General features: G+C 67.2%; 11 protein-coding genes. All 11 read left to right on the plus strand.

Annotated elements, in window-relative coordinates:
* Window positions 1-86 precede the first annotated feature (86 nt).
* The 11 genes from ABZU32_RS34250 (at window position 87) to ABZU32_RS34300 (ending at window position 15546) form a co-directional block, all read left to right on the plus strand.
* Window positions 87-713 (plus strand): TetR/AcrR family transcriptional regulator, encoded by a 627-nt coding sequence (locus ABZU32_RS34250; RefSeq protein WP_354929007.1) that lies wholly within the window; start codon window positions 87-89, stop codon window positions 711-713.
* A 234-nt stretch (window positions 714-947) separates the two neighbouring features.
* Window positions 948-1952 carry a winged helix-turn-helix domain-containing protein gene (locus ABZU32_RS34255; protein ID WP_354929010.1) on the plus strand — a complete coding sequence of 335 codons (1005 nt, stop codon included), beginning with the start codon at window positions 948-950 and terminating at the stop codon, window positions 1950-1952.
* Window positions 1953-2213: 261 nt separating this feature from the next.
* On the plus strand, window positions 2214-2357 hold the full coding sequence (locus ABZU32_RS34260; RefSeq protein ID WP_354853622.1) for a hypothetical protein: 144 nt from the start codon (window positions 2214-2216) through the stop codon (window positions 2355-2357).
* Between the two features lie 84 nt (window positions 2358-2441).
* Window positions 2442-3584 carry a SagB/ThcOx family dehydrogenase gene (locus ABZU32_RS34265; protein ID WP_354929013.1) on the plus strand — a complete coding sequence of 381 codons (1143 nt, stop codon included), beginning with the start codon at window positions 2442-2444 and terminating at the stop codon, window positions 3582-3584.
* Complete coding sequence (locus ABZU32_RS34270) at window positions 3544-4602, plus strand: SagB/ThcOx family dehydrogenase (RefSeq protein WP_354929016.1); 1059 nt, start codon at window positions 3544-3546, stop codon at window positions 4600-4602. Before ABZU32_RS34265 ends, ABZU32_RS34270 begins: the two co-directional genes overlap by 41 nt.
* Window positions 4603-4702: 100 nt before the next feature.
* Window positions 4703-5656, plus strand: a complete 954-nt coding sequence (locus ABZU32_RS34275; protein WP_354929019.1) for a ThiF family adenylyltransferase — start codon at window positions 4703-4705, stop codon at window positions 5654-5656.
* Window positions 5646-6620, plus strand: coding sequence for a hypothetical protein (locus ABZU32_RS34280; RefSeq protein ID WP_354929022.1), 975 nt, complete (start codon window positions 5646-5648; stop codon window positions 6618-6620). Before ABZU32_RS34275 ends, ABZU32_RS34280 begins: the two co-directional genes overlap by 11 nt.
* 95 nt (window positions 6621-6715) lie before the next feature.
* Window positions 6716-8440 carry an ABC transporter ATP-binding protein gene (locus ABZU32_RS34285; protein ID WP_354929025.1) on the plus strand — a complete coding sequence of 575 codons (1725 nt, stop codon included), beginning with the start codon at window positions 6716-6718 and terminating at the stop codon, window positions 8438-8440.
* A complete protein-coding gene (locus tag ABZU32_RS34290) occupies window positions 8433-10262 on the plus strand; it encodes an ABC transporter ATP-binding protein (RefSeq protein ID WP_354929028.1) in 1830 nt (609 codons plus the stop codon). Before ABZU32_RS34285 ends, ABZU32_RS34290 begins: the two co-directional genes overlap by 8 nt.
* Window positions 10263-10773: 511 nt before the next feature.
* Window positions 10774-12123, plus strand: coding sequence for a S9 family peptidase (locus ABZU32_RS34295; protein WP_354929066.1), 1350 nt, complete (start codon window positions 10774-10776; stop codon window positions 12121-12123).
* Window positions 12124-12477: 354 nt separating this feature from the next.
* Entirely contained in the window at window positions 12478-15546 is a 3069-nt protein-coding gene (locus tag ABZU32_RS34300) for a BTAD domain-containing putative transcriptional regulator (RefSeq protein ID WP_354929031.1), read from the plus strand.
* Window positions 15547-15589: the final 43 nt, after the last annotated feature.

Below are 15589 nucleotides of genomic sequence, written 5' to 3' on the forward strand. Positions count from 1 at the left end.
AGACCGGCCACGGGCAATGAACTGAACTGTACAGAACAGTACATCTAAAACTCAACAGTACAGTTCAGTTCGGATAGGATGACGCCGTGACGACAACGAGCAGGCGCGTCCCGTCAGGAGAACGCGCGGCGCGCAAACGGGCCGCCATCGTGCGCGCGGCACAACAACAGTTCCTGGAGCGGGGTTTCGGCGCGGGCATGGACCACATCGCCACCGAGGCCGGCGTGTCGAAGGTGACCGTCTACAACCACTTCGCCAGCAAGGAGGAGCTGTTCACCGAGGTGGTGAGCGATGCGCTCGAACAGGCGCTCGGCCAGACCGTGTACGCCCTGCACGAGCGCCTGCGCACCGGCGACGACCTGCGCGACATCCTGACCGCCACCGCCCGCAAGTGGGTGGAGGGAATCGCCCAGCCCGAGGTGCTCGCCCTGCGCGCGCTGATCACCTCTGAGGCCCGGCGCTTTCCCGAACTCGGCCGCGCCTGGCGCAAGCAGGGACCCGATCGTTTCGCCGAACCGCTGGCCGCCGCGCTCAGCGCGCGCGACGACCTGGACATTCCGCACATGGAGCTGGCGATCATCCAGTTCTACGCGCTGGTGCTGTACCCGCACATTGTGCACAGCGCCTACGGCGACAGGCTCGACCCTCAGTTCACCGATGACCTCATCACCACAGGGGTCGACATGTTCCTGAGGTACTACCAGAGGCACTGAGCGTGAATCGCCGGGAAGCCGATACTCCCGATCAGCTTCGGGGCTCGGCATCGACAGCACCCCGACCCGAGCCCATCGACCGCTGAGTACTGGACTGGACAGCCGAGACATGTGGTCCCAAAGCCGGTGGTGAGCCGCACGTTCACAGGAGCCGTAGATCATCTATGTATCGGATGTTTCACGTTTCGTTGAAGCATTCCAGGAGAGATGTGGCCTCCGTTTAAAGTCCCTCCCGTGGGGACCCAAATAGCCGCGAAGAGCAGGGTGTGGAGCGAGTTGCGGCTGAGCTCCCCGCCACGGCTCCAGATCTCGATCTCGCCCAATCTGACCGCGCTCGCCATGATCGCCGACGCCCTCGCGGGGCGCCAGCGCGGCCTGCCCGAATCGTGGCGTAAGGCGATCGCCTCACAGGTCGGCCCGCTCGGCCAGGACGCCGTGCGCCCGCTGGCCGTACCCGGCAGCTCGATCGCACCGGACAGCATCGTGCCGTGCTCCCCCACCGACGGCGATGTCACCGTGCAGTCGCAGGTCAGCGCCCTGCAGGACATCTCGCCCGACGCTCTGATCAAGGATCTGGAGCAGACGTTCGGCCCGGGGACGCCGCCGTTGCACTGGCGCTCGGCTGCCATGCGGCCCGAGCGCTGGCTGCGCGGGTACGCCGGCGCCCTGGCCGACGTCTGGAACACCACGGAACCGCTGTGGAAGCGCGCCCGCCCGCTGCTCGACAGGGAGGTCGAGCGGGTGGGCGTCGCGGCCGTGCGGGGCGGCCACGAGTTGTTGCTGGGCGCGCTGAGCGAGCGCATCGTCTACGGCGAGCGTGGCCTGCTCATCTCCGACCTGGAATCGAGCACGTTCGAGCTGGGTGACAGGAAGCTCGTTCTGGTGCCCATGTTGGCCGGCAAGGACGCCGTGATCGTCAGCCTGGACAGCCCGGACGCCGTCTGGATCGCCTATCCGGTGCCCGGTGCGGGCTCGTTGTGGCGTAAGCCCGTCGCGCCCGCGGGGAACGAGCTGTCGGCGATCCTGGGTCCGGTCCGCGCACACCTGCTCTGCGCCCTGGAACAGCCCATGACCATGAGCATGCTGTCCACGGACCTGCAGATCGCGCCCAGCGGCCTGACCTACCATTGCGACCGGCTGCGCGCCGGACGGCTGATCATGCGGGAGCGCCGGGGCCGCGAGATGTGGATCACCCGCACCCGCCGAGCGGAGGAGCTGCTGGAGCTGTTCCGCCGCTGACAGAGGCCGGCGGACAGGCGAGAAGGGACCCCTGGGTGCTACTCAGGTTCCAGCGCGAGACCTGTCGACGCACACCGCGCGAGCAGCGGCACACCGTCACGAGGATCCCGATCACACGCTACGCCTCTGGACGTCATGGGCATTCCGGGCACGAGCCCGGACCATGACGAGGCGCGTGCGTCCAGAGAAATTCCAGGTTGATTCCAGTCCGAACATTCAGGCTTTCCGGTGTCAGCTTCATTCCATTTCAGGGAGGAAGATATGTCCACCAGCACGTCAGCGCTCGCGGCCGAGGTCTCCGGAAAGCTCGGGGCCGGGGTCGAGTTGAACCCCGCGGACTTCACCGTGGAGGCGCTGCCCGAGATGCCGATCGCGCTTCGCCAGATGGAGAGCTCGCGGCCGTAGGTCGTCCTCATCGCCCTGGAGTGGTGTGCTTCAGGGCGATGAGCCCGTTAGTCGGCCACGTCGATCACGAAACTCTGGAATCCCATGTCTGACACCGCTGATCCGTTGCTGCGGATCGTTCCGACGGTTCGCCTGGTCCCGCCGCCGAGCATCTGGTCCACAGAACGCTGGTACGTGATGAACATCGCCGCGCGCAGGGAGATCCTGCTGGGCAGCGCCGCGGCACAGGTCTTGCTGAGCTTCTTGCGTGCCGGTTCGGCCGAAGAGCGCCTCGAAGAACTGAAGCGATCGGCAGGACTGGAGTCCGACGCCGGCCGGTCCATCGTCGAGCGGTTGGTGACAGAAGGATTCCTGACGCCGGATCGCGATGATTCCCGTCTTGAGGAGACCGAGCGGCGATGGCGCGACGCCGGATGGCAGGCCGCATTCGACCACCACCTGCTCACCTACGACTATCCGTATCTGAACTACTCCGAGTCGGATGCACCGGCCATGGACAAATCGATTATGGAGTTGTTCGCCGCCGAGAGCTTCGACGTGAACCGATACAAGGAGCACGCGGGCTCGCTCGCTGTTCCCGTCGTGCGGACCGCCGAAGCTCTTGAAAGCCTCGCCCGGCCTTTCGCCGAGGCGTGGGACCGTCGAAACGGATCCGAATCCCTGCCCGTGGCCACATACGACAAGCTCTCGGCACTGATCTCTTCGAGCTTCGGGCAGCTTCGCTCGCGCAGAGTCCGGTCGAGTGTTCCGCGCGCCCCGCTGGTTCGCAAGACGAGCCCTTCCGGTGGCTCAAGGCATCCGGTCGAATGCTATGTCCTCGCGCGGAAGGTTTCGGGGCTCACGCCCGGGACCTACCACTTCGCCGTCAGGACCTCCGAGCTGGAGCGGATCGGTGATCTTCCCGGCGATGACGTGCTCAAGCCGATGCTGCAAGGCCTGTGGCGTGCGCCTTTCGAACCGGCGGCCTTCGTCGTGGTGACGGGCCTATGGGAACGCAACATGTATCGCTATCGCGAGCCTCGGACGTTCCGCACCGTGTTCATGGACGCCGGTCACGCCGCGGCGACCATGGAACTCTGCGGACAGGCCCTTGATCTGCCGGTCTTCTGGCAGCACGGAGTCGACGACATCGCCGTGCACGGGCTGTTCGGGCTGCAGAAGGAAGGATTGGACGAAGGTGTCCTCTATGCGGCGGCAGTCGGCCGAGCATCGACAGAACTCTCCTGAACCCCCCGTTAATGCCGCACCACGATGGGCGGCGGGCACGGTCGTCATCCCCGACGAGGACGGTAAGGCCACCGTGCGGAGTCCGTTCGCGAATTCCGCCGTCCTCATGGGGCGGCGCGCGCTGATCTCGCTCGCGGCCGGCGAGAACGACATCTCGGGACTCGCGATCCTGAAAAACTGCGGCCTCCTTGATGCCGATGCGATCGACGATGACACCGGTCGTAGCCTGGAGCACTGGCATGCCCGTGGCTGGTCCCACGCCCTGACCACCTATCTGTGGTCACGGCGTGCGTCCTTCCAGGATGACGGAGAGGCTTACCGCGACCGGCAGATGGAGGCGCTCGCCACCTTTCTCCGTGAAGACGGACCTCCGCCGAGCCCGCGCCGGGCGGCGACGCGGCCAATGGTCCTGCCTGAGCCCGCACCGCTTCCGGAGACGCCCGTCGGCGAAGTCCTGAGGAAACGGGTCACTTCACGTACGCTGCATCGCCGCGCCTTCGGTGACCAGCGACTGTCCGACCTGCTGGGGCACGGCTTGGCCCGGGCGAGCCGCAATCGCGATCCGGACCCGGCGGATCCGCAGCGGTTCCTCTTCAGTTACGGCGCGGCGTTCGACTACTACGTGGCGGTCTACGACGTCCACGGGATCGAGTCCGGAATCCATCTCTACGATCCGTCCACGCACGCGCTGGACGATCTCGGAACGGTACACGGCGAAGCCGAGACCCGGGCGGCGTGCAAGGAGCTGTTCATCGGTCAGCGTCAGGTGGAGACGGCCGCCGCGACGGTGTTCGTCGTGGCCGACTTCCCGCGCTATCAATGGCGCTACCGGCATGAGCGGGGCCTGCGCAATCTCTACTTCGACTCCGCGAGAGTCGGCCAGGCATTGATCCTGGTGGCGACCGCCTGCGGCCTGCAGACCTGGCTGACCCCAGCCGTCCGCGACTCGCTCGGTGAGCGACTCTTCCAGCTCGCGCCCGTCGACCATCAAGTACTCACGACCGTGACCGTCGCATGAAAGGCCAGATGACGTGCTGAGATTCCACCGAGGCTGGGGTCACTTCCAAACACCGGCGGGCGGCGAGGTGTGGTCGCTGACCACGAACGAGCGTTTCGGAGTGAACGGCGACCCGCGGTTCGTCCAGCAGATCTTCGAGATGCTCGACCAAGGCATCGCTCCCGGCTCTGAGATCGAGCCGCCGGGCGCCGCCCCTCTCATCGAAGAGCTGCATCGCATCGGCGCCGTCATCGATGACAAGGATCAACGACCCGGCATCGCCGACCCCGAAGGGCTTTACGTCCATCAGAGCGAGTTCTTCTCGTTGTGGGAGACGCCGGAACTCTCAGGCGGCGCTTTCCAGGACGCCCTTCGCGGTTCGACAGTGCTGATCGTCGGAGTCGGAGCGTTCGGCACCTGGATCGCTCTCAACTGTGCACGGATCGGCATAGGGACCATCATCCTCGTCGATCCCGACACGGTGGAGGCCACGAACCTGCCTCGGCAGGTTCTCTACCGAACCACTGACGTCGGCCGGCTGAAGGTCGAAGTGGCCGCCGAGATGCTCGCCGTATCCGACCCCTCCGTCAAGGTCGTGACCCATGAACGTCTGATCCGCGAGGTCACCGATCTGGCGGACCTCGCCGAGAGCGCGGATCTGGTGTTCAACTCTTTCGGCTATCGGGTCGCCAACATCAGGGACATCATCGCCGAGACCTGCGTGCGCACGTCCACCCCGTCGCTGCTGTCCGGAGGCAGCACCCTGGGTCCGCTGTACGTGCCGGGCAGGACCGCCTGCTATCAGTGCATGGTCGACGGCGACAGTGCGCTGACCAGCACGATCGACAAGGCGGTGGCCAACGAGTGGCTACCGCCCAGGTCCCCCTTCGCCCCGCTGATCGCCGCCATGTCGTCGCTCGCGGTCTGGGAGGCCACCCGTTTCCTGACCGGCTGCTCGGCTCCGTTGACCGCGAACGCGGTCTGGTCGATCGACCTTTTCAAGTACGAGATGACGCGCATCACAGGAGACCGGCGTCCGTCATGCGCGGTCTGCGGAAGCGGAAATGATCGCTGACCTTACGGCCCGCCGGCAGGCTCTCCTCGCGACCGAACTCGACCACCTGCGTGCGTGGCGGCCCGGAGGCTCGCTCTCCGAGCTCTTCGTGGGCATCGAACGCCGGACGCGGCGTGAGGTCGTGGTGAAGTTCCCTCGTACGGATCTGGACGGCCCGTACTGGAGGCCGGCGTTCGCTCGCGAACGTGCCCTTGCCGAGATGTTGACCGGGAGCGGTGCCGTCGTTCCTGTCGCGGAATCCCATCACCGAATGAAAGCCCGCTGGACCGCCCAGGCCGAGGGTCCCGCACCCTTGATCACCCCGCGGTTCGGCACGGACCTCAAGGCATGGCGGGAGACCGCCGGCGCGGAGCAGATCCAGCGCGTCTGGACCGCCCTCCTCGGCGCGGTCGCTCGGCTGCACGCCAGAGGTGTCGTCCACCGCGACGTGCGGCCGGACAACGCCGTGACCGACGGTGAACGAGTCAGACTGATCGACCTCACATTCGCGCGGGAACTGCACGGCCCCCCACTGATCTCAGAAGAGCACGCGTTCTACCGTTATGCGCGCCCACTGACCTACCGCCCATTCGCTCCGCCGGAAGCCTTCCTCGGTATGTCGAGTTCACCGGAGGCGTGGCGGCGCGCGGATGTGTACGCACTCGGCGTCAGCCTCCACGTGCTCTGGACGGGGCGTACGCCCGATCCGGTGGCGGCGGACGACGAGCTGCTCGACAAGCTGACGGAACTGTTCCTCCGGTGTGAGGACGTCGTCGCCCGGCAACGGAACTCCGCGGCGGTCCTGCGCGCCTTGGCGGAGAACCATCCAGTGCCCTCACTGGATGAGGTGCCCGGACCGCATGGAACGTCTCTTCCGAGCCGAGTATGCGACCTCGTCCGGGCGATGTGCGCCATCGAACCGAGTCACCGCCCAGAAGCATCGGCGGCCGTGAAAGTGCTCGGCGAGGTGGGGGCGGCTTCATGAACGTCTTGTCGTGGCTCCGGACACGCTTGTCAGGGCGCGCCGCGTTCGAGGTGGTCCTGCTGGCGGTACGAGCCTCTCCTCGAACATTCGCCGCATTGGTCCTGTTCACCGTGATGGCCACCGCGATGCCCCCGCTGTTCGTCCTGGCAGGGGGGTGGGTGGCATCGGACATCACGGCCGGTGCGCCGGCCTCGGTCAGCCTGACGGTTCTCGTCTGCGCGTATCTCGGTGGGCAGATCTTGACCCCGGTCAGGCAGACGCTCGCGGTCGTCCTGGCCCGCCGGGTGGAGCACGCGGTCCGAAGCGAGATGCTCGCCGTGGTCGACCGGCCGGCCGGTATCGCCCATCTGCATGACGAGCGATTCGTCGGTTCCTTGCGAGCCGCGCAGGCCGCCTCGTCGGGCTACTTCACCGTCGGTGCGGCGGTGCGCGGCCTCGCCGAGGTGTGCCCAGGGCGGCTCAGCGCTCTGGTGACCGCCGTGATCCTGGCCCACTACCTCTGGTGGGCGCCGATCGTCCTGGCCGGAAGCTGGCTTCTCTACCGCTCGGCCGTTCGATCGGAGGTCCGGGCCGCGGTGGCCGGCCGGGAGTCCGGACGACATTCGGAGTCGGTGAGCCGGGCGGACTACCTGCGAGGTCTGCTCCTGGACAGTCGACGGTCGGCGGAGCTCATCTTGATGCCCGGTGCGAGGCCGTGGCTGGTCGGCCGGTTCGAGGATCGCTGGTCGGAGGTGAGCGCGGCCAAGGCCGGACGAAATCGTCGTGCGGCGGCACAGGTGTGGGCCGGAGCGGTGGTCGTCGGGGCCCATCTGCTGGTCGCCTGGGCCGCCCTCGACCAGGCTCGGCGGGGAGAGTTCGGCACCGCGGCGGTTCTGGTCGTCCTGCAGGCGATGGCCGGCATGGAGTCGCTGGGCTGGATCGGGCCGGAGTACATGGTGGAGTACGGCGCTCCGGCGGCCGCCGAGGTGAGACGGCTCCCCGCCGCCCTCGACCGCACGCGCGATGTTCGTTCCGGTCCTCGGCCGATCCCCTCCACTTTCCAGACGATCACTGTGCGCGAGGTCGGTTTCGGCTATCGAGACGCTCCGGTCCTGCAGGATGTCGATCTGGAGCTCAGAACAGGCCGTTCGCTGGCCGTGGTCGGTCTGAACGGTGCGGGAAAGAGCACGCTCGCCAAGCTGCTGACCGGTGCACTGGATCCGACGCGAGGCATGCTGCAGGTCGACGGCGTGCCGTTGACCGAGTTCGACCGCCGAGGCTGGCTGTCCCGATGCGTGGTCGCCGATCAGGACGTGATCCGCTATCCGCTCTCGCTCGCGGCCAACGTCGCGCCCGGCGCACCGTCGCCTGACCTCGAACTGGTCGAGAAGGCGCTCCGGGAGGCCGGCGCCGACCTCTTGCTGGACCGCCTTCCGGACGGGTTGGACACCCTGCTGCTCCCCGAAAGCGCTCAAGGTGTCGACCTGTCCGGCGGGGAGTGGCAGCGGCTGGTCCTCGCGCGGATCCTCTACCATCTCACCTCACTCGGGAACCGATCCAGCCTGGTCATCCTCGACGAACCCACGGCGAGTCTGGACGTACGAGCCGAAGAGCGTTTCAACCAGAGGTTCAGTGAACTCGCGACCTCGACCACGGCCGTGCTGATCAGCCACCGGCTGTCGACCGTCCGCCACGCTGACGAGATCGTCCTGCTGGACCGGGGCCGCGTCATCGAGCAGGGAACCCATGACGAGCTCATGAGCGGCCCGACCCGGTACGCCCAGATGTTCCGCCGCCAGGCGGAGCGCTTCCGTGCCGCCAAGGAGGATGTCGATGACTAGCAGGTTCGCACCGGTGCTGCTGCTCTTCAGGGCGGCCTGGCGGACATCGCCGCGCAACGTGGTGACCGTACTTGTCTGCGATCCCCTGGGACGGGTGGCCGAGCCTCTCGTCGCGGTCGGCGTCGGCGTGGCCGTGGCGGGAGTCCTGTCCGGAAGCCGGCCGCAGCAGCTGCTCGGTGTGACGCTGTTCGTCACGGCTCTCCTGCTGATCCATGTGCTCGGCTCTCTCGGGATTAGAAGCAGGGTCCGGCTCGAAGCGGAGACCGCCCGGACGATCGACGGCTGGCTGATCCAGGCGATGCTGGGGCTGCGCACGGTCGACCTGCTTCAGGGCGGGGCACTCCGGGAACGCATCGACCGCATCAGGTCCAGGGAACGCGTGGACCTCACCGGGTCGGCGTTCGGTGGACTGGTCCTGGTCGTCGGGGCCATCCTCCAATTCGGCCTCACGGTGCTGCTCCTCGCCAAGGTCAGCCTCTGGCTCGCACTCATCCCGGTCCTGTCCGTACCCGCCCTGCGCTGGAACGGCCGCGCGTTCAGCGCCGAGGACCATGCGGACGAAACGGCCGGCCCGCTCGTCGACCGGGCCGGCGTCCTGGCCGAGCACCTCGCGTCACCAGCGGGTGGACTGACCGCACGAGCCGGTGGGGCCGGTGCCGGGCTGGTCCGCCGCGCCGAAGAGCTGTGGGACGAAGCCGACCGCTGCCGGGATCGGGGAGACCGATCAGCGTTCGCGTGGACGCTGGCAGGCACGGCGATCATTTCCCTGTCGGTGGCCGCCGCTCTCGGCTGGACGGCCTGGGCCGCTGCCGGAGGGAAGCTCGGGCTCCCGGACCTGGCGATGGTGATCGCGCTCACCGGTCAACTGGGCATCGTGCTGGGCAACCTGATGCAGCAGACGACCAGGGCCCGTCGTCTCATGCGGGTCGCCCGTGACCTGGACGGTGTGCTGGGCGAACTTCAGCGGCAAGGCGCGGCGCCAACAGCAGGTACAAGGCAGGAGGTGCCCCGTGGGGGCGGGGAGCCTCTGGTCCTTTCCGGACTGAGCTACACCTACCCGGGGCGTGCGGTTTCCAGCGTCAGCGCGGTGAACCTGGAGATACCGTCCGGATCGGTGGTCGCCGTGGTAGGCGAGAACGGCTCGGGAAAGACCACGCTGGTCAAACTCATGGCCGGACTCCTCACTCCTGACTGCGGTGAGATCTCCAAGGGAGCGGCGACCCTCACCGCCGAATCCCGGCGGCACTGGCAGCAGAGCGTGACCGCGCTCATGCAGGACTTCGGACGATATGAGCTGACCGTCCGCGAGGGTGTGGCGCTCGGCGACGTCGAGGCCGCGGCGAAGCGGCCGGAGCTGCTTCCGGCCGCCTGTACCAGGGCCGGCCTCGACCAGGATGTCGAAAAGCTACCGGACGGACTGGAGACCCAGACGGGATCCCGCTGGTCGCACGGGGTCGATCTTTCGGGCGGCCAATGGCAGAAGATCGCGCTGGCGCGCAGCTATGTGCGGCAGGACTGGCGGCTGTTCGTCATGGACGAGCCCAGTTCGGCACTCGATGTCGAGGCGGAGGCTCGTCTGTTCGACCGTTTCCGTGAGCTCACAGCGCAGTGCCGGGCCGTTGGAGGGATAGCGCTGTTCGTCAGCCACCGGCTCGCCGCCACGGCGCAGGCCGACCTGATCGTGGTGCTGGACGACGGTGTCATCGCACAGGTGGGCACTCCGGGGGAACTGCGGAATTTACCTGGGCTGTACCAGGAGTTGTCAGCGATCCAGGAGAGCAACTATGACGTCAGCGACACACTCGACTCCGCCGCGAGGTGATCTGGCCGCCGCCGGGGCGTCGATCCCACGCAGAGTGTTGTTCGGGCAGGAGACCAGAACAAGCCTGGCACTCTCACCGGATGGACGGTCGCTGGCGTGGCTGGAACGCCGGAACACCCACTGGCAGGTCCGGACGGCGACCCTCGAGAACCTGACGGCGGGCGGCGAGGGCACCTGGCTCACCGCCCTGCCAGGAGGCGTCGAAGATGTGAAGTGGGCGTCGGATGACGCGCACCTGCTGGTGACCCGTGACCCTTACGGGGATGAGCGGACGGTACTGTCGGCCGTCGCCATCCGTGGGACCGCGACACACGATCTGACGCCGCCGGGCGTCTCCGCGCGGCTCCTGGCCGTCTCCGGACAGCGACCGGAGCTTCTGCTCGCCAGCGTGGGTGGTCATCTCGAGCGCCGCGAGATCAGCACCGGGGCAAGGCTGTCCGTGCGGCCGAACCCGGGCTTCTTCCGATGGATCATCGACCACGCGTCCCTGGAAGCGGAGGGCGGTCTCCTCATGCGCGGAGACGGCGGCATCGACGTGTGCGCCCGCGCAGGGGACACCTGGCCGGTGGTCTTCTCCGTCGGTCACGAGGATGCCGCCACGACGAGCCTCGCCCGTTCGTCGCAGGGCGGTCGCTACTTCTATCTGTTGACGTCAGCGGGCGCGGAGACGACCCGGCTGGTCAAACTGGACACGCGTACCGGAGAGATCGTCGAGATCCTCGCCGAGGCGCCGGACGCGGACGTCTGCTCGGTCTGGTTCGAGCCGGTCACGGGACGGCCCAGGGCGGCGGCGCTCTCCCGCGCGCGCAAGCAGACCGTGGTCCTGGACGAAGATGCCGCTCTGGACGCGCACAGGCTCTGTCCGGATCCGGAGGCCGAACTCACCTTCCTGGGGAGCAGCGATGACGACCGGCTCTGGCTGGGCGCCATCAGCAGGGCCGACCGGTCCCCCGAGTACCGGATCCTCGACCGGGTGACCGGAAGCATCCTCCATCGCATCCCCCAGCGCCCGGAGCTCTCCGCGTTCGATCTGGCGACGCCGGAGCCGATCGAGTTCTTCTCCCGTGACGGTCTGTCCATACATGGCTACGTGACCTTCCCGCCGGCCGTCGCACGGAAGGGACTTCCCACGGTGCTTCTCGTGCATGGCGGTCCGTGGGAGAGGGACACCTGGCGATACGACGGCCTGGTCCAACTGCTGGCCGACCGCGGATACCTCTGCCTGCAGGTCAACTTCCGCGGATCCACCGGTTACGGAAAGGCGTTCCTCAACGCGGGTGACCGGGAGTGGGCCGGGCTCATGCACCAGGACCTGGTCGACGCCGTCGGTCACGTCACCGCACAGGGCTGGGCGGACCCGGAGAACATCGCGATCATGGGCGCTTCGTACGGTGGCTATGCCGCCCTGGTGGGCGCGGCGTTCACGCCTGACCTGTTCCGATGCGCTGTCGACCTGTGCGGGCCCGCGAACCTCGCCACGGTGATCTCGTCGATCCCCGCACACTGGACGGCCGCACGGACGTTGATGGCGAAGAGAGTCGGGGATCCTGAGACCGAACCCGAGTTCTGCTGGCAACGCTCGCCGCTCTCCAGGATCGACGACATCAGGATTCCGCTGCTCATCGTCCATGGCGGGAAGGACATCCGCGTCCGGCGCGAGGAGAGCGAGGCGATAGTGAACGCTCTCAGAGAGCGGGGCGTTCCGCATCGGTACTTGCTCTATCCCGAGGAGGGGCACTTCTTCAGATCCCGGGCCAACTGGATGCACCTGCTCACCTCTGTAGAGGAATTCCTCGCCGAACACCTTGGCGGGGCCGCCGAGGAACCAGGGCCAGAGAGCGACGGCGCCCTGGTCTCCTAGCCGGCCACGGCCTTCGCCGCCCCGACGACCTGCCCCTGGCCGTCTCTCGCACGCCGGCGTTCAGGCTCGGACGGCGCGTTGTCCGGGACACGAATCGTGTGGGACGCCATCTGGATAGCCGCTGGCCGTGTCCACCTCCTACGCTCCATGCCTAATCGCGCCGACGCGATCGAGCGAAGAGGGCCCGACCGCCTTCCAGGTGGCCTCTGTATGCCGACAAGCGTCTCAGCGCCGACTCTTCAGTTTCCAACCGCAAGGAGCAGCATGCGCCCCACCATCGGCCTGCTAGCGATCGATGCCCTTGGTGCCTTCATCGCCTCGCCAGATCCCGCCGCCTGAGACGGGGTCTGTCGCATGGGGGTGCGGTTTCAGGTGCTCGGTCCATTGCGCGCGTGGAGGGAGGAGTGCGAACTCGCCCTGGGGCCGCCCAAGCAGCGGGTGGTCCTGGGGGCGCTGTTACTGAACCCGTGCGGCCGGGTCAGCACGAGTGAGATCTCCTCTCTTCTCTGGGGAGAATCCCCGCCACCGACGGCGGTCAACACGATTCAGACCTATGTCAAGAGACTCCGTGGCCTCCTGCAGCCGGAGCGTCTCTCGGGAACCACCGCCGACAGCATGCTCAGGAGGGTGCACGGCGGCTATTCCCTGATGCTGGACGAGGACAGCCTCGACCTGCTTCGATTCCGTTTCCTGTTGTCCACGGCAAAGCACGAGGGATCGGGGGCGGTGCCCGCCGAGGCGCTCACCATGTTCCATGGGCTTCCGCTGGAGGACCTGAGCGACTATCCGAGGACGGATGCGAATCTCGCGGCCGTCGAGCAGGAACTGATCACGGCAATGGTCGTCGCGGCCCGAGTACCCGACCGCTATGACCACGCCGAGTTGATCACAGGCCTCGAAGGCCTGGCTCGCCACTACCCATTGAGCGAACCGCTCCACGCCGCTCTGATGCGCGTCTACAACCATGCGGGAAGGCAAGCAGAAGCGCTGGTGGTCTTCGAACAGATCCGGCGCAGGCTCGGTGACGAACTCGGCGCCGATCCTGGTGAAGAGCTTCGTTGCGCGAACATGGAAGCTCTCACGCAGCGTCCGATCGTGGCATCCCCTGGATCGCGTTGGCGAGGGCGACGAGCCGCGGCCGGCCCCCTGATCGGGCGTGCGGACGAACTGAGGCAGGTCACCGAACTCGTGAGAGAACGTCGGCTGGTGACGCTCACCGGCCCGGGTGGGGTGGGAAAGACGAGCTTGGCCCTCGAGGTGGCCGCCAGGGCTCAGGACGCCCATCGCGACGGTGTCGCGGTCATCGAACTCGGCGCTCTGTCGTCGAGGCACGCCCTGGGGGAGGACGGCACCGCCCGACTCGATGCGGTGACGGACACCATTCGGCGCAGGCTCGGGCCTCTGGGTGATCCTGACGGTTCCGCGGCGGATCTCATCACCGCGCTGCAAGGCAGGCAACTGCTGATCGTGCTCGACAACGCGGAGCATGTGGCGGGCGTCATCGCCTCCTGGACCGACGAGGTGCGCCGATCATGCGACGGAGTTCGTTTCGTCATCACGTCGCGTCGATCTCTCGGGCTCCCCGGCGAAACGGTGTGGGAGGTTTCCCCGCTTTCACTGCCCTCTGCGGGAGCACACGATACAGATATGTGTGGCCACGGGGCGGTCGACCTTTTTCTCACCCGTGCAGGTGAGCAGTTCCCGCTGCTCGATCTCTCGGACGATCTCGGCGATGTGGCCGAGGTGTGCCGGAAGCTCGACGGACTGCCCCTCGCCATCGAATTGGCGGTGGCCAGGTTGCGGTCGATACCGATCGCGGCATTGCGTACACGTCTCGAACACCCCGGAGCGTTGGGCGAACGCCTCGCCCCTGGCCTGCCACATCAACTGGCCCTGGGTGCGACCATTCGCTGGAGTCTCGATCTCCTCAGCCGAACGGACATGCTGGTCCTCGCGCGGTTGTCCGCGTTCTCGGGAAGCTTCACCCTCGAGGCGGCCGAACAGCTCCACGGCCCTGTCATGAGCGGGCAGGTGGTTCTGGCTCTGGCCAACCTGGTCGACAGCTCACTGGTCCAACCCGTCCGCGGTCACGACTATCGGTATCGGATCCTGACCCCGATCCGTGACTTCTGCCGCACGGAACTCGGCGCCACCGAATACAGGGTGACAAGAGATCGGCATCTCGCCTACTTCTCCGACCTCGCGAAGTCGGCAGAGGAACACGCTGACGCCTCGGTCCTTCACCCCGAGCTCGCCGAGATCGTCGCCGCACTTGAGTGGGGATTTCGTGAGGGGACGTCCGGGGCCGCAGTCGTTCGCGCGGTCGAGCTGCTCACGGCCGCTCGTCCGTTGTGGGATCGCGGATCCGGCCGTACACAGCTGCTGCGGCACTGGACGAAGTGCGCGCTGTCCCACGAGAGCAGCCTGCACCTCCATCTACGCGCGAAGTTGTATCACTGGGCAGGAAGGCTGGCCTATGTCGCAGGCCGGTTCCCTTCGGCCCGAGCCCATCTCGCCAAGGCTCTGAGCCTCACAGATCTCGGCGACAGAGAGGGTGAACGGCGAAGAGCGGACATCATGATCGACCTGGCGGCCATCGCCGACGCGCTTCTCGACAGCGACGCGATGCGGCGAGCGCACGCCGCTGTCGTCGCCGCGGAGAACGCCGGTGACCCGTCCCGAATCGTGGCCGCCCGTGTGGTCGAGGCGTCCACCGCCGCATGGCGTGATCGGGCTGCCGAAGCCGACACGGCACTCAGGAAGGCCTACGAAGTCGCTGGGGCCGACGCCGAGTCGCGTACGGCCTGCCTCAGCCGGCAACCCCTGATCGACCTTCGCGCGGGCCGGCTCGACGAAGCGGTGAAGTCCGCGGATCGGGCCCTCGCGCTCCGTGCGGAGCTCGGCCCGGACGCCGCGATCCACACCCTGTTGTCCAAGGCCTGGGCGCTTGTGCTCCGAGGTGCGGCAACGCGGGCGATCGCGCCCCTGGACGAAGCAAGAACGCTCTGCGACGAAGTGCGGCGGTCTTGTCTGGCGCCTCAGCTCAACGAGCTCGAAGCGCATATCCATCGAGCACTCGGTCGCGGGGACGACGCCCGGCTCGCCGCCGCTCAGACCATTCGTGCCGCGATGACGGGCAAAGACCTGGCGACGGCGCTTCGAGCCCTTCACATTGTCGCGGCGATCGCCGTTCAGGAGCACGACCCCGGGGCCCGTGACATCGTCGTGAGCGTCGCGTCGTGCCGAGTTCGCGCCGGATATCCGCCCTGGCCCTTCACCTCCCACGAGTGTTCGCTATGGGAGGAGCCATACGACACGGCTTCGCCGCAAGCCCGGCGCCACACCGATGATCTGGAACAGATGATCACCGAGGCCGCCGAGAGGGCACTGGCGTACCTGGACGACCGTAAGGGCGTGTCGTGAGTGGTGAGCCGTGCCACGCGGCCGTTCGAACGTCGCGGGACGG

Origin of the sequence: Sphaerisporangium sp. NPDC005288 (assembly GCF_040607475.1) — a bacterium.
GTDB lineage: Bacteria > Actinomycetota > Actinomycetes > Streptosporangiales > Streptosporangiaceae > Sphaerisporangium > Sphaerisporangium rhizosphaerae.

Excerpts from the sequence above, each read along its gene's own strand:
- ABZU32_RS34300 (WP_354929031.1), top strand. The coding sequence starts at position 12,478 with ATGGGGGTGCGGTTTCAGGTGCTCGGTCCATTGCGCGCGTGGAGGGAG.
- ABZU32_RS34270 (WP_354929016.1), top strand. The coding sequence starts at position 3,544 with ATGCGGCGGCAGTCGGCCGAGCATCGACAGAACTCTCCTGAACCCCCC.
- ABZU32_RS34265 (WP_354929013.1), top strand. The coding sequence starts at position 2,442 with ATGTCTGACACCGCTGATCCGTTGCTGCGGATCGTTCCGACGGTTCGC.
- ABZU32_RS34260 (WP_354853622.1), top strand. The coding sequence starts at position 2,214 with ATGTCCACCAGCACGTCAGCGCTCGCGGCCGAGGTCTCCGGAAAGCTC.
- ABZU32_RS34290 (WP_354929028.1), top strand. The coding sequence starts at position 8,433 with ATGACTAGCAGGTTCGCACCGGTGCTGCTGCTCTTCAGGGCGGCCTGG.
- ABZU32_RS34295 (WP_354929066.1), top strand. The coding sequence starts at position 10,774 with ATGCGCGGAGACGGCGGCATCGACGTGTGCGCCCGCGCAGGGGACACC.
- ABZU32_RS34280 (WP_354929022.1), top strand. The coding sequence starts at position 5,646 with ATGATCGCTGACCTTACGGCCCGCCGGCAGGCTCTCCTCGCGACCGAA.